This window comes from Vagococcus sp. AM17-17, assembly GCF_003471765.1.
Classification (GTDB): domain Bacteria; phylum Bacillota; class Bacilli; order Lactobacillales; family Vagococcaceae; genus Vagococcus; species Vagococcus teuberi.
The window spans coordinates 141,928-156,990 of record NZ_QRJY01000004.1 but is presented as its reverse complement, the minus strand read 5'-3'; the positions used below and the strand labels follow the sequence as shown (position 1 = coordinate 156,990).

The 15,063-nt window shown below is 32.8% G+C and carries 9 protein-coding genes; 1 reads left to right on the top strand and 8 read right to left on the bottom strand.

Going from position 1 to position 15,063, the window contains the following annotated elements:
• Window positions 1–230 precede the first annotated feature (230 nt).
• The 4 genes from dinB to DW196_RS07525 form a co-directional block, all read right to left on the bottom strand.
• On the bottom strand, window positions 231–1,352 hold the full coding sequence (dinB, locus tag DW196_RS07540) for a DNA polymerase IV (RefSeq protein ID WP_118250823.1): 1,122 nt from the start codon (window positions 1,350–1,352) through the stop codon (window positions 231–233).
• Between the two features lie 239 nt (window positions 1,353–1,591).
• Complete coding sequence (locus DW196_RS07535; RefSeq protein ID WP_118250822.1) at window positions 1,592–2,416, bottom strand: DUF975 family protein; 825 nt, start codon at window positions 2,414–2,416, stop codon at window positions 1,592–1,594.
• A gap of 68 nt (window positions 2,417–2,484) precedes the next feature.
• Window positions 2,485–6,231: a helicase-exonuclease AddAB subunit AddA gene (gene addA, locus DW196_RS07530; RefSeq protein WP_118250821.1), complete on the bottom strand. Its 3,747-nt coding sequence runs from the start codon at window positions 6,229–6,231 to the stop codon at window positions 2,485–2,487.
• Complete coding sequence (locus DW196_RS07525) at window positions 6,224–9,790, bottom strand: PD-(D/E)XK nuclease family protein (protein ID WP_158563547.1); 3,567 nt, start codon at window positions 9,788–9,790, stop codon at window positions 6,224–6,226. Before DW196_RS07525 ends, addA begins: the two co-directional genes overlap by 8 nt.
• Window positions 9,791–9,938: 148 nt before the next feature.
• Between DW196_RS07525 and DW196_RS07520 the strand changes: the two genes are divergently transcribed.
• Window positions 9,939–11,297, top strand: a complete 1,359-nt coding sequence (locus tag DW196_RS07520; protein ID WP_338115228.1) for an amino acid permease — start codon at window positions 9,939–9,941, stop codon at window positions 11,295–11,297.
• Between the two features lie 43 nt (window positions 11,298–11,340).
• Here the strand turns inward: DW196_RS07520 and DW196_RS07515 are convergent, their stop codons facing one another.
• The 4 genes from DW196_RS07515 to DW196_RS07495 all read right to left on the bottom strand — a co-directional run bounded on the left by DW196_RS07515 (window position 11,341) and on the right by DW196_RS07495 (window position 14,980).
• Window positions 11,341–12,288, bottom strand: a complete 948-nt coding sequence (locus DW196_RS07515; protein ID WP_276528563.1) for a metal ABC transporter substrate-binding protein — start codon at window positions 12,286–12,288, stop codon at window positions 11,341–11,343.
• Window positions 12,275–13,132 (bottom strand): metal ABC transporter permease, encoded by an 858-nt coding sequence (locus DW196_RS07510; protein WP_071457401.1) that lies wholly within the window; start codon window positions 13,130–13,132, stop codon window positions 12,275–12,277. The genes DW196_RS07515 and DW196_RS07510 overlap by 14 nt, the downstream gene beginning before the upstream one ends.
• Complete coding sequence (locus DW196_RS07505) at window positions 13,132–13,914, bottom strand: metal ABC transporter ATP-binding protein (protein WP_233541937.1); 783 nt, start codon at window positions 13,912–13,914, stop codon at window positions 13,132–13,134. The genes DW196_RS07510 and DW196_RS07505 overlap by 1 nt, the downstream gene beginning before the upstream one ends.
• A gap of 376 nt (window positions 13,915–14,290) precedes the next feature.
• Window positions 14,291–14,980, bottom strand: a complete 690-nt coding sequence (locus DW196_RS07495; protein ID WP_118250817.1) for a CPBP family intramembrane glutamic endopeptidase — start codon at window positions 14,978–14,980, stop codon at window positions 14,291–14,293.
• Between the last annotated feature and the right edge of the window lie 83 nt (window positions 14,981–15,063).

Sequence of the window (15,063 nt, the reverse complement as noted above, 5' to 3'; positions counted from 1 at the left end):
CACATTTGGTTTGTCTTACTTTGTTCAGTTTTCAAAGGTCTAAAATTTGTTGCATCAGCAACTTTTATATCATAACAACTATCGAAACGTTTGTCAACAACTTTTTTAAAAAAGTTTTTTAAAGGTTTGTTTCAATAATTTAGTATCGCTCGTAGCGACATGAATTAATATAACAATTATATCGCAATTCGTCAACAATTTATTTACAATTTTTTATAATTAATATTAACCTATCCTTTTTTAATAAAAAGTGGTAATTCAATCGCTTCATACATTTGTTTATCAAGTGTTGTTACCGTTACACCTACCAATCTAACATTAATAGTTTGCCAATTTAATTCTTCCCATAGCTGAGTTGCATAAAAGAATATATCTTCAGATTGATAAATATAATGATTAATTGTTATGCGTTTTGTTACTGTTTCATATAAATTATTTCTAATCTTCAATACTATTGTTTGAGCTTTTAATTCATTAGCAATTAGCTTCTTACTCACTTCTTCAGCCATTTCTCTAATATTTTTCAAAACATCTTGTTCTTGCATTAGCGTTTTAGAGAAAGTCCTCTCTCTACCAATTGATTTTCTCTCACGATTATTTTCTACTGGATCATTATGGATTCCTCTAACTTTACGATATAAGCTGTAGCCTTTTTTTCCAAACAAATCAATCAAGGTCATTTCTGGAATGTTATATAAATCTTTCCCTGTATATACCCCTAGATCATGCATTAACGGAATGGTTTTCTTTCCAATGCCATAAAATTTTTCTATTGGTAACTCAAACAAAAACTCTTGTGCTTGTTCTGGCAGGATAAGTGTTAATCCTTTTGGTTTTTCAAAATCTGATGCTATCTTGGCTAAAAATTTATTATAGCTTACACCAGCAGAACTAGTTAATTGGACTTTTTCATATATATCGGATTGAATCATTCTAGCGATTTTTATCGCACTTTTAATTCCTTTTTTATTATGTGTCACATCTAAGTATGCTTCATCTAAAGATAAAGGTTCAATAATATCAGTATATTCTTTAAATACTTCATGTATTTGTTTCGATATTTCCGAATAGTACTCTCTATTGCCTGCTACAAATGTGGCATGTGGACATAATTCATAAGCTTTCTTGGCACTCATAGCTGAATGAATCCCATATTTTCTTGCTTCATAATTTGCTGTTGTCACCACCCCTCGACCGTTTGTATCTTTGGGGTGTTTTGCGATGACTAATGGTTTTCCTTTGAGCTTTGGGTTATCTCTTTCTTCTATAGAAGCATAAAAAGCGTCCATATCAATATGAATAATTTTTCTTGATAAATCATTTATTAACGGAAATTTCAATCCATTTGACATTATTTGCCCTCCTAATAGAATGTGCGTTCGCTTTATTATATCATGAAGACACAAAAAAACCACCAAAGCCGTCGCTCTAGTGGAAATGAAGGTTGTAAATGATTCTATCTAAACTTAAATAGAAGTCAAAAACCAATTCGGGATAATTGGTATGCCATCCATCATACGACTTAAGACTTAAATAAATCTGACTATATGGTATCAATACACTAAAAAAAGAATGAGAATAATCTCATTCTTTAGAAATTCGTCCAAATCTCATCATCTTCTTCCACAACATCTTCTAAAAATTTCCCTTTAGATAAATCATCATAGAAAGCTGCTTTTGTTGCATTTATATATGGGTTTATCCATAAGAAACCTATCCCTACTGTCAACAAACCTAGAAGATACCAACCTAAAAAACTAACATCTAGCCAAAATAATCTTTCTTTATGACCATTCATTAAGTCACGGCTTTCAGTAATAAATGATGTTGCTCCCATACTACGAGTATCTCTTGTAGCTGCTAAGTCTTTATAAATAAAATTAGCTTGTGAATATGAATAAGCCTTGACAATACCTGGAATAATAAACAGTAATAACCATAAATATCGGAAAATATAAGTCAAAACGTTAATTAATAAAACTGGTACAAAGTCATGACCATTAAACAATCGAAAAGATTGTCTAAATGACAGCTCTGCTTCTTTACCTTTTCGAATAACATCAAGAAACGTAAAAGAAATACCAATTGTTAAAAAAGTCATGACAAAACTCATAATTGGACTAGCAAAGGGGATAGATGTTACTGAAGCAAAGACCTCTGAAACATTTGAACTAAAAGAATCATCATCATATTCATCTTCCCATGTGTATTCTTGTTGCGTGCTAAGATAATTACTATCGACTACATCTCTATTATCCGTCGCCATCAACCCAATAAATATCGTGATTCCTATTACCAGAAGCATCGAAATTATTTGAATAATGGATGGAATCAAATTTAATGCAACGGCTTCTTTCCAACGCCCTCTTAACGATTCCCTCGCCTGTTGTTTTAGCTCTTTAGATGACTTATACATCCTATCGCACCCTTCTCCTTTTTAATTTAAAATTTATTTTATCACTTTTTTAAATAAATGAACATCTTTTATATCATTTCTATAATATCTCCACTATTCAATAGTATTAAGTTAGATGACGTAACGGGGCGTTGGTAGATTTCTTCTAGAGCTAATTTATAAAGTGTCATCTGACCTTTATACCTGTCTTTTAATTTCTCTAAATCCTTTTGTGTACGTTGTTTAGGAACATAGTCTGTTTTAAAATCATATAAAATAAGCTCGTCATTAGTTAAAATAAAACCATCTATAATCCCGTGAATCAACACTTTATCATTTTTCTTTGTCACATAATTTTGATACAACTCTTTAGCTGGTAATAATAAAGAGAAAGGTTGCTCTCGCCTAATGACCTTATGATGATCAATCATGTATTGACCAAAATCTGATTTAAAAAACGTCTCAATAAGTTTTATAGGTAACCTGCTAGCTAATTCTTTTGTAAACACATCTTCATCAACGAAGTGCTGAACTAATTCTTCTAGTTCACTCATCGTGGGCTGTTTATCTAAAGGTAGCATTTGTAATAGTAAATGAATAGCCGATCCGATGTCTGTTGACTTAATAGCAACATCGCCTTGCATGAACTCTGGTTTTGCCATCTCTTTTACAACTTCACGATGAGCTTTTATTTGTCGTTCTTTCGAAAAATCAAGTGTTGGTAAATTTTTCATATCCGGATCTTCAAATAATCGTTTTACTTCTGATACTGATTGATAACTTGTTGTCATTGTGGCATCTTTTTCTGGATAAGAATAATTCAGTCGATCAACCACTTCTTTAAGTAACTGCACATTTGGTTCAATATCAGATTGTTTATACTCGATTTGTTCATCTTGTTGTAGTGTGTGATTAGCTAGAATAGCATCTTCCTCATAAAAATGAATGGAAAAATTACCGGGATGTTTTTTTAGTCCTGGTAGAACAGAAATTTCACTATCTGGAAAGAATTCTGCAAACCTTGGATGTCTAACTAGCGTCATCCCAACCCAATCCATTAAAGTGTCACTTGATTGTCTTGTTGCTGTTGGTAACACCATATGGTCTGTTTGTGCGGTTGTTTGCCATTTTTTGTAGGCTGAATCCATACTTTTATAGGAACCAACTAGATATAATTTGTCTTCGGCACGAGTTAAGGCCACATATAATTTACGCATCTCTTCAGCTAATAGCTTTTGTTTTTTATGCTCTCTAATCACACTAAATGGAAAGGTATCATATTCTAAACGTTTGGTTACATCTTTATACTTTATTCCCACACCAAGTTCTTCATCAAATACAAATTTTCGTTGTCTTACATCCATTAGATTAAATTGTTTGGTCATATCTAGTAAAAAGACAACAGGAAATTCTAATCCCTTGCTAGCATGAACAGTCATAACTCTCACCGCATCAGCTTCTTCATTAATATTAGATGCTTCAGCTAAGTCTTTGTTCTTTTGCTGCATTTTTTCAATGAAGCGAATAAATTGGAAAAGTCCTTTAAAACTCATCTCTTCATAACTAGATGCACGATGATACAACGCATGTAGATTGGCTTTTCTTTGTGCCCCTGAAGGTAGGCCAGCTACATAATCAAGTAAATCTGTGTCTTTATAGATACGCCATATCAATTCAACTAAGCGTTTCCTTCTTGCTAGTTCACGCCATTCGTTAAATTGTTGATTAAAGGTCTCAATTATCTGATATAACTCAGTTGTTGAGTCAGATTCTTTCAAAAATTGTTTCAGAGCATCATAATAATAGCCTTGCATATCATAACTTTTAATTAAAACCATATCGTTTTCCCCGATACCAACAATTGGTGAACGTAATATTGCCGCTAATGCGATATCTTGATATGGGTTATCTATCAATTGTAAAAGTGAAATCATGATTTTGATTTCAGTCGCTTGAAAATAGTTTTGTGTGTCATTAACCATCAATGGAATATCGTATTCTTTAAAAATATCAAGAATATCTAAATTATTTTTCTTAGTTGGTGTCAGTAACACAATATCTTTATAAGAAATCGGACGAGTCACTTTTTCTTTTTTATCAAACAATGGGAACTTTCCATCTATTAGTTCACGGATTTTTAGTGCAACTAAACGCAGTTCGCCTTCTGTTTTTCCGTCTAATTGAAATTCTAAAGAGTCTTCTACCTTATCTTCAGATTCCGTTTGATAAATCAATAATTCCGTATCATAATCCTGACTTTCTGGATAAGATTTATTTCCAACAATTAATTCAGCACTAGAATCATAATCTAACTGACCAAGTTCTTTATCCATTAATTGAGTAAAAACTAAATTGGTAAAATCTAGCACGTTACTTCGCGAACGGAAGTTTTCAGCCAAAATAATTCTACGACCATCATCTTCTGTAGCAAACTGCTCATATTTTTCTATAAAAAGAGTTGGGTCAGCTAAACGGAAACCATAAATTGATTGTTTTACGTCCCCTACCATAAACAAGTTTCCTTCATTCTTTGTAGGACGGCGTAACCAATATAAAATCGTTTCTTGTAGTCGGTTAATATCTTGGTACTCATCAACTAATATCTCGTTAAATTTATGACGGTAATAAGTCGATGCTTCCGACTCGACCCATTTACCGTCTTCAAATTTACGTAAAATAGCCAGTGTCAAATGTTCCAAATCATTAAAGTCGAGCACATGCCGTGTGTCTTTTTCTTTTGTAAATCGTTCAATAAACTGTTTGGTTACATGGATTAACTCGTGAATCAATGGTAGTGAAACTTCTAGTATCTCTAACATCTCTTTTGGACTTTGCTTAAAGTATTGTTTACGTATTTTTGAGATACTATCTTTCACTTCATCACGAGTTGATTTTATCTCTTGGTACTCCTCCATCACTTCTTCAGAGGCTGTTTTTTTAGATGGTGCTTTAATTCGTGAGAAAGATATGCTAGCTAGATACTCATAAAACTCATCCAATCGATCATCAGAGAATAAAGATAACAGTGTATCGATCATTTCTTTATCACTCATCATTGTTTCGAGAGTTTTTTTCAATTCTTCATCACCTTGACAACGATTAACTAGCTCATCAACAGTCGCTTGACTTAACACAAGCTGGTTCATCAGCTGAGGTTTCATATAGTCTTGATACAGTGATGACGCCACTAAACTATCACTTAACTGATAATTAATGAGTAAGCCATCCAACCATTTTTGTGGCTCTGAGTTGGCTTGAGCGAAAAGATGTAGAGAAAAAATGAGTTCCATAACCCCATTATCATTGCGATCATTTGAAAAATTCTCTGTTAATTGATAAAAAATTTCTCTTTCCTCACCATATAATTCTTCTCTTAATTCATCCCAAACATCTTCTTTTAACAAGAGATTTTCTGTTTCATCGGTTAGTAATCGAAAAACTGGATCAATATGAATCAAATAATAATATTTTTGAATGACTCGTAAACAAAAAGCATGCAATGTGCTAATCGTAGCTGTAGGTAATAAACCTAATTGTTTGACCAAATGTTCTTTTTGCTTGGTATCGACTTCTTCGGTAATGGCTGATTGGATTGCCACTTTTATTCGCTGTTTCATCTCTTTTGCTGCTGCTTCAGTGTACGTTACAATTAATAACTCATCGGCATTGACACCAGATTTTATTTTTTGAATCACACGTTCTACTAACACCGTTGTTTTACCAGAACCAGCAGAAGCAGAAATCAACAAATTATCCCCAGAATCATAAACAGCTTGCCACTGCTTGTCTGTAAAATGACTACTTTCGGGTTTTAACGGGATATTCACTTTACTCATTTGTCTCCTCCTTTAGCTCTGTTTGTATTTTTTCGATAATTATTTCTTTGTCTAGTGACTCTAAACGATGATAATTATTTTCTGGTAGCATCACATCAAACTGACAGACACTACGATAAGGACAAAATCCACATGCTATCCTCTTTTGTTCTTTATAAGCTGGGTTTAATTTTGTACTACCTTCGTATATTTTTTCGCCTGCTTCTTTAAAGTTTTCACGGTTATGCGTGACTAAACTAGATAAGTCGTCAGACGAAATAAAACTTGTCGACTTCATTTTGCCGCTCTTTAGTTGCTGATAAGGATACACTAATGATTTAACTTGTGGGTCTATGGTTTTATCTAAGTTTTCTAAAATCAACTCATCTTCAACCAATAAACCATTGTACTTGTATTCCTCCAATAACCTTTCATCTAAGGTATCAAGTGAAAATTTTTCGTCAACACTGATGACAGGATTTTTGATATGCATATATAATGCCCCAGCAGGTTTTGCCGTTTGTCCAACTAATTCAACAGCATTGGTTAAGGCAACATCAAGATACGTAATCATCTGCATAGCTAAACCGTAATAAGCGTCAACAAAATCAAAATTATGTTTACTTGATTTATAATCCACAACACTCAAATAAATATCATCTTCCAAGACCATTTTATCTAAACGGTCGATTTTCCCTCTAACTTTGACTTTCTTTTTATTATTTAAAACAATTTCTAAACTATTTAATCCAGCTTGTTTCAAAGACTCTCCAAATAAAACTTCTGTTTGAATTGGTGTCATATTACTTCTTTTTGCTTGTTCTTTTAACGATAAGCAAACTCGCTGAATTGTTTTTTCAAGCTGATAAGACACATATTTCATACGATTGGTCGTTGATAAAATAGAAAAACGCTTATCTCCCAGCACTTCTTGTAACACTGTTTGTGCCAAACGATTGACCTCGTCATCCGTCATATTTGTCAGTTGTACTTTTTGTTTAATCAATTCCTTAAAGAATAAATCTAGTGCTTCATGGTAAAATTCTCCCGCCGCAGCTGGTGATAACTCAAACTGCTCTCTTTCCTGTAAACCAAGACCATAACGTAAGAAGTATTTGTACTGACACTGGTAAAAATTCTCGATTTTAGAAACAGACGCATAAATCGTGTCACCATATAGTGTATCAACTGAATGATTATCCAATGTTTCTGGAATATTTTTATGTGTCAGACTAGCAAACAATCGTTTTGACGCCACTGGTAATTCTTTGTGAACACGTTTTTCTAATTGTAAGAATAACCACGGTACACATTCTTTATTTTCTTCATACGTTCTATACGCCCCTATTAAATCACTTAGTAGGATTTTATCTGTAGAAATAGAGTCTATTAATGTTTCATCAGCTACTAATCCTGCTTCTCTATGCTCGATTGGTATAGCAAAATGACGACTTAATTGCTCAACATATGGTGAGACTTTGACATCTTTTACTTGATCGCGATTTTTCGGTGCACTTAGCACAATTTTTTCTGTCGCTGATAATAAAGCTAAGTAAAAAATGAACGGCTCGTTTGCCATGGATTCAGTTAAACTATTATTTAAAAAGCTATCTGCTCTTAGTAATTGTGAAAAGACATCTCTTTCTTCATTACTTAACAATGTTTTATTATCAATTTTTTTAGGTAGCACTTGATCTGTGGCACCAAAAATAAACGTCGTACGATATTTTTTAGCACGTACTCTATCAAGAGATGTTACCACGACTTCATCAATCGAAGTTGGGACTTTACTATAGCTAACCCCTTCTAACCCACTAAGTAAGATTTCTTTAAATATCTCAAATTCAAAAACATCTTCACCTAATACATTATAATATTCATCCATTAAATCCATTAATGCTTGCCATGTTTGTTCGTGATTTTTTGCTTCGGTTAAATTACCACGTTCTATTTCTTGTTGTTGCATCGCTTGTAATTGTCTATCTACCCCAATAGCTAATAAAAACTGATAAAACAATACGATAGCTTCTTTATTGATTGTTGCTTGTTTGATTTCTTTGAAAAAATTTGGCAAGTAATCACGAATTAAATGCCTAATATCATTGGATTGCTCTTGAATGATTTGCTCGTTGTCTAAAGATTCTTCATCCGTATCGTATTGATATGTCACATATTCCCAATCTGATTTTTTTATCCAGTCAGATCCACTATAGCCATAAGCTAAGACCACATTTTCAGTGTAGTCAACCGCTTGTCTAAAGGCTTGCATCTTTTCTTCCCACGTTTCAAAATCTTTTGTCAATTCAACATCAGGAAAACACAGCTCTGTTCTTAAAAAACGCATGACATCTTTGTATTGATAAAACGACTCATCCATTTTAAAGAGTGAACGTAGCCATTCTACTAACGGGTGATTTACCATGTCTTCTTCCTCATTAATGTAATAAGGAATGTCCATATCACCAAATACTGACATAATTTCAGACGTGTACGTGTCGATATCTCGACTAATTAAGGCAATTTCTTCGTAACGATATCCTTCAGTAGAAACTAGTTCTCTAATTTTTGTTCCGATTGCTTTCACTTCTTGATATGTATCTGTGCAACTCCATAATGATAATACGTTCGTTACAAGATTGTCTTCTAATTTTTTAGGGACTAATTCTTGGAGGTTTTGCCATTCACTTGCAAGTTGTCTCATTGGTGTCATATTGGCTACTTTTTTTCGGTAATCAAACATCACAGGAATACTATTTTCTCTTGCTACATGATAAAGGCCTTGATACATTCTTGATGTATTATAAAATAATTGATAACTATCTAGTGTATTGTCCTTTGGTGCCTGATCTAGAACAAAATTCATTTTCACCTCACCAGCAACACGCATTAAAGTCTCGATTAGTTGTTTTTCAATCGCTGTAAAGTTAGTAAATCCTGATACAATAAATTGAACATGTGATAAATCTTTATCTTGTAAAAATAAAGCGAGTTCCGTCAATAAATCTTTATCAGCAATATGATGTGATATCAACATATCTTGATATGTTTGATAGATTAACTGAATATCCACTAATTTTGTGACATAGTCTTCTTGATTCGTTGACTCAAGAGTATCCACACTTTCTATTACCTCTTTTAATTCAAACGGGGAAATATTGCCTTGTTGCAATTCATTAAACAAATCTAATAACTGCTGAATAAATCCTGGACGATCTACTTCACGTTTAAATAAGGCTAGATCATCTTTACATGTGATCAAACTTTTTCTAATCAACATAAACTTCCCTGAATCACTTAGTCTAGTTGCTTGATAACTTTTTGTTTGCTGCATATAATACCACGCAAGCCTAGAAAAACTAAACACTTGTAGTCTCATGCTTGCCATATATTGTTGTGTACTGAATTTAGGTAGCGTATGCATTTTTTTCAGCACGTTAATCTCTGTTTCAAATTTGACATGGTTAGGCACTAAATAAAATACCTCATGATGCATAGATTTATCTAGCCATTCACCTGACATGGTTAGTAAGTCTTCTACAATGTCTTCATCTGCTGTATTTAATACAAACTGGAGACTCAATATAAACACCTCAATCCCTTTATTTATCTCCTTAATTTTAACATATCTCATCATTTAAAACTCTCTCATTACTTCTTTATAATTCATGAAATTTTCATTGAATTAATTGTTATTTATGATATATTGCTAATATTGAAATGGAGGTTTTATTATCGACGAGAAAAAACAATATGGTCTTTGGACCGCAATTGCGATGATTATCGGTATTTGTGTAGGGTCTGGAATCTTTTTTAAGGTAGGAAACATCCTAGCTTTTACCGGAGGTAACATTTTCTTAGGTGTGTTAGTTTTTATCATTGGGGCATTATGTATTATATTTGGTAGCCTATCTTTGACAAACCTAGCTGAACGCACCACTAAAAACGGTGGAATGGTTGCTTATTTTGAAGAATTCTTTTCAGAACCAGTAGCTAGTGCTTTTGGTTGGTATCAAACATTTTTATACTTTCCAACTATTGGTGTCGTGGTTTCATGGGCCGCTGGAACTTATACAACACTATTACTGAACTTGCCACAAACTCTTCCCTATCAAATGGGTATTGGATTTTGCTATATGGTTTTTTTCTATCTATTAAATATCGTATCTAGTCAATTTGCTGGATGGTTTCAAATTATTTCAACCATCACGAAACTAATTCCTTTAATTGGTATTGGATTAATCGCTATTTTCTGGACAAAAGATGTTCCCACTGTCCCTACTACTGCCACACTTATTGAGCCAACAGATGTTGGACTTGGTTGGTTAGCCGCCTTAGCTCCAATGGCTTTTTCATACGATGGTTGGCCTATTGCTCTATCTATTTCTCACGAAGTAAAAGGTGGTAGTCAAACGATGAAAAAAGCGTTGTGTTTTGGACCAGTTATTGTATTGGTCGTTTATCTGTCTTACTTTTTAGGATTGACACATATATTAGGACCAGAATATATTTTATCAATGGGTGAAGGTGCTGTCATGGAAATTGGTGAAATGCTATTTGGTCATATTGGCCAAAAAGTGATTTTACTCTTTATCTTAGTTGCGCTATTTGGTGTCATTAATGGCGTAACCTTAGGACATATTCGTATGCCTTATGCTTTAGCAACAAAAAATATGTTACCAAACAGTCAAAAAATTATAAACAATTATCATCATAAAAAATTTGTTAGTACTTCAGCTATTATTGCCCTATTAACTGGATGTGGTTGGTTTATCATTCACTACATCACACAAGCGTTCCAACTAATGGGACTAGGTGATATTGGGGAAATTGCCATTGTTTTTGGTTACATGTGGTATATGGCTCTTTACTTTAAAGTCATTCAACTTTATTTAGATAAAGACATCCAAGAAACCTTCACAGGACTTATTTCTCCTATCTTAGCTATTGTTGGTGGATTAATTATTCTGTTTGGTGGTTTCTATGAAAATCCTATATTTGAATTTGTATCATTTGGTATTTGCTTTTTATTTTGTTTAATGGGCTACATCACCTTTAAGAAAAATAGACAAAATTTGTTAAATAAATAAAAAACACTCTATTTAGTTTAGCAGCTAAATAGAGTGTTTTTCGTTATTTCATTAACCCTTCATGAATGGTATCTAAATTCCATTTCAACATCTCATAATAAGTATCTCCTGTTTCACCTTTTTTTGCTAATGAATCAGTAAATATCGTATCATAAATTGGAATACCTGTTTCTCGCGAGACAGTCTCCATACTGCGAGCATCCACACTTTGTTCAACAAATAGATTAGGCACTTTTGTTTGTTTAATCTTATCAATAATCTGACTCATCTGATCAGGTGTCCCTTGGTTTTCTGTGTTGATTTCCCAAATATACGCTGCATTTACCCCGTATGCTTTAGAGAAATATTTAAATGCGCCCTCACTCGTTACAAGCAGATTTTTATCTTTTGGAATATCTGCAAATCGACTGGTATTTTCATTGTGTAACGCTTCTAATTTTTCTGTATAGTCTTTGGCATTTTTTTCATAATCTTCTTTGTGCTTCTCATCTTTTTCCACTAGGACATCTTTAATATTATTCACATAGATAATCCCATTTTTTAATGATAGCCAGGCATGAGGATCTTGTTCGCTTTCTTGACCTTCACTTGTTAGATACATTGGCTCAACATTTTTACTGACAACAAAATAATCTTCATTTTCTTTTTTCTTACTGGTTTGCATTAACTTTAAAAACCAACCATTGCCACCTGTTTCAAGATTCAATCCATTATAAAAAATAACATCCGCATCGGTTGATTTTGAGATATCTTCAGGAAGTGGCTCATATTCATGTGGGTCTGTACCCCTTGAAACAATACTGTGAACTTCAACATGTTCCCCACCAACATTTTCAACCATATCTGCAATAATCGAATTCGTTGCAACGACTTTTAATTTATCGTTATCTACATTTTTTTCTGTAGAGGAACTTCCTGTTGAGCAACCAGCTAAAAATAATACCATTAAACCGGCAAGAATACTTGATAAAATAAGACTAGACTTCTTCAATGACAACTTCCTCTTTTCTTTTAAAAATAAATCCTTGTTTTGGTGAAAATATAAACGTAATGATAAAAAATACAACCGTGGTCAGAACAATAGTGGCTCCTGAAGCTAAGTTATAGGAATAGCTAAAGAATAAGCCAATCACGGCACTAATAGCACCTAAACTACTAGCAATTAAAATCATCGTTGATAGCTTATCCGTTAACAGATAAGCTGTAGCAGCAGGTGTCACAAGCATAGCAACTACTAAAATAGTTCCTACTGTTTGTAGAGATGACACTGCAACAAGTGTTAAGAAAAACATTAAAGCATAATGAATGACTTGAACTTTTAGTCCATAGGCTTGTGCCATGACTGGATCAAACGAGCTGACTAATAATTCTTTATAAAATAAAACCACAAATAAAATGACTGCAACTGCAACAGCTAATGTTGTGTACATATCACTTGGTCTAACTGCTAAAACATTTCCAAATAAAATATGATATAAATCGGTCGAGCTTTCGGCAAATGAGATTAAAATAATCCCTAAAGCAAAAAATGAACTAAAGACAATCCCGATAGCTGTATCATTTTTTAATTTACTTTTTTGTGTCACAAAGCCAATCAATCCTGCTGCCATTATTCCAAAAATTGATGCTCCTATCATGTAGCTACCACCAAGCATATAAGACACCGCAACTCCAGGTAATACTGCATGAGAAATCGCATCTCCCATCAGAGACATTCCTCTCAAAATAATAAAGCTCCCAATCACACCTGATACAACACCTACAATGACAGACGTGATTAAAGCGTTTTGTAGAAAATCATATTTTACTAAACCTTCAATAAAATGTTGTATCATTAGTCATTCACTCCTTTAATTACAATTTCACCCATTGTTTCCCCGTAAGCTTGTTGGATTGTTGAAGTCGTAAATGTTTTTGATACTGGACCACTGGCGATTAACTTTTTATTTAAAATAATTAAGTTGTCAAAGTACTCTTTGGTTTTATGTAAATCATGATGAACAATCACAATTGTTTTCCCTTCATCTCTCAACTCTTGTAATAGTTCAACAATTAATTTTTCACTCACCATGTCAATCCCTACAAATGGTTCGTCTAAAAAGATAATATCTGCATCTTGTGCTAAAGCTCTTGCAATAAACACGCGTTGTAATTGTCCACCTGATAGGTTTCCTATTTGTCGTTTTGCAAAGTTCTCCATTTTTACTTTTTCAAGCGACTCTTTTACTTTTTCTCGATCCTCTTTTTTAGGTCGACGGAATAATCCTAAATTAGGATATGTGCCTAACATGACCGTTTCATCAACTTTTATTGGAAAAGTTAAATCAATGGCACTTCGTTGTTCAACATAAGCCACTTTCTTTCTGATTAAATCAATGGACTGCCCACCTATCGTGACACGACCACTATCTGTTTTAATCAGTCCGATAATACTTTTTAAAAAAGTCGACTTGCCTGCACCATTAGGTCCGATAATCCCTGTGATTTTTCCAGGCTCAATGGATAAACTGATATCTTCTAAAGCTACTTTAGCTTGATATGATACTGATATATGTTGTACATCTATTGGCTCATGAGTTAAATACTCATAAGACATTGCCAATGCTTCTTCTTGCATTTCTTTCACCTCTTCTATTTTTTGGATTAATTTAAATATTTTTTAGGTTAACCTAAACTCAAAATCATTATAGCAAATGAGAATCGTTTTCACAACTCAATTGTTTATAAAAATACATAAAAAAATAGGCGACTATAACATACAGTCGCCTCAATAGATGTTTATTCAATTAAAAGAACCGCTTATATAAAAGAAATATATTCCTATCATAATAAAAATAATACTTATTATATATTGTTTAACCATGCTTGTATCTCTAAATAATAATAACCTAGTTTTAACCCACGATTGAGCTAATATACCAAAAATAATACCAATTATAATCGCAATAAAACCTATTAGACGATACATTTCTTCCATGATGCTTACACCTTTCTTAACTAATTAACTTAACAATCACTAAAAATAAACTAGATAAAATAGCTGTACTATTAAACAATAAATGGGCAATAACTGGTACCCAAATATTTTTTGATAGCAAATACATTAAACCAAATACCAAACCAGCGAAAGCATACGGCATACTAGCTATAAAACTGCCACCAAAATTATAGTAATGAGAAAAACCAAATAATATACTAGATAAAATTAACATGATAGATACTAACATCTTATTAGATTTGTATACATACATACCTTCATAGCGATAAGTTATTTCTTCAACAAAGGCTACAATTAAATCAACTATACCAGCTAATACAGAAAACAAAAGTCCTAATGCTGTATTAATATCATAAGCATAACTATACACCGGATTTTTTGGAATAAATTGATTAAAAAACGGTCTAGTGATTTGAATAATAAATGAAGCTAAAATTAATGTGATCACAACGTATAATATATGGCGCCATTTCATCTTTTTAAAGTCTTTCCATTGATGTGATAACATTTCTTTTTTTGTGTTAATATCTCTTAAAAATAAACCAATAAACCAAAATACTGAAATAAAAAAATAGATATAACCATTTGTCCCTGCTATCGTTCTTGACAAGGTTAATATTAGCAATGTTCCTATAAAAATAATGATGACTGATATAAAAGATTTTCTCATACTACTGTCTTTCATTGTTCATTTCTCCCTTCAAAAAACAACAAGTAAACCTAACTCACATAGTGTATCTAGGTTTGCTTATTATTTCAAGTATTTAC

Bases quoted from the DNA above. Each gene is read 5' to 3' on its own strand.
- dinB (WP_118250823.1), bottom strand. From the start codon at position 1,352: ATGTCAAATGGATTGAAATTTCCGTTAATAAATGATTTATCAAGAAAA.
- DW196_RS07535 (WP_118250822.1), bottom strand. From the start codon at position 2,416: ATGTATAAGTCATCTAAAGAGCTAAAACAACAGGCGAGGGAATCGTTA.
- addA (WP_118250821.1), bottom strand. From the start codon at position 6,231: ATGAGTAAAGTGAATATCCCGTTAAAACCCGAAAGTAGTCATTTTACA.
- DW196_RS07510 (WP_071457401.1), bottom strand. From the start codon at position 13,132: ATGATACAACATTTTATTGAAGGTTTAGTAAAATATGATTTTCTACAA.
- DW196_RS07505 (WP_233541937.1), bottom strand. From the start codon at position 13,914: ATGCAAGAAGAAGCATTGGCAATGTCTTATGAGTATTTAACTCATGAG.
- DW196_RS07495 (WP_118250817.1), bottom strand. From the start codon at position 14,980: ATGAAAGACAGTAGTATGAGAAAATCTTTTATATCAGTCATCATTATT.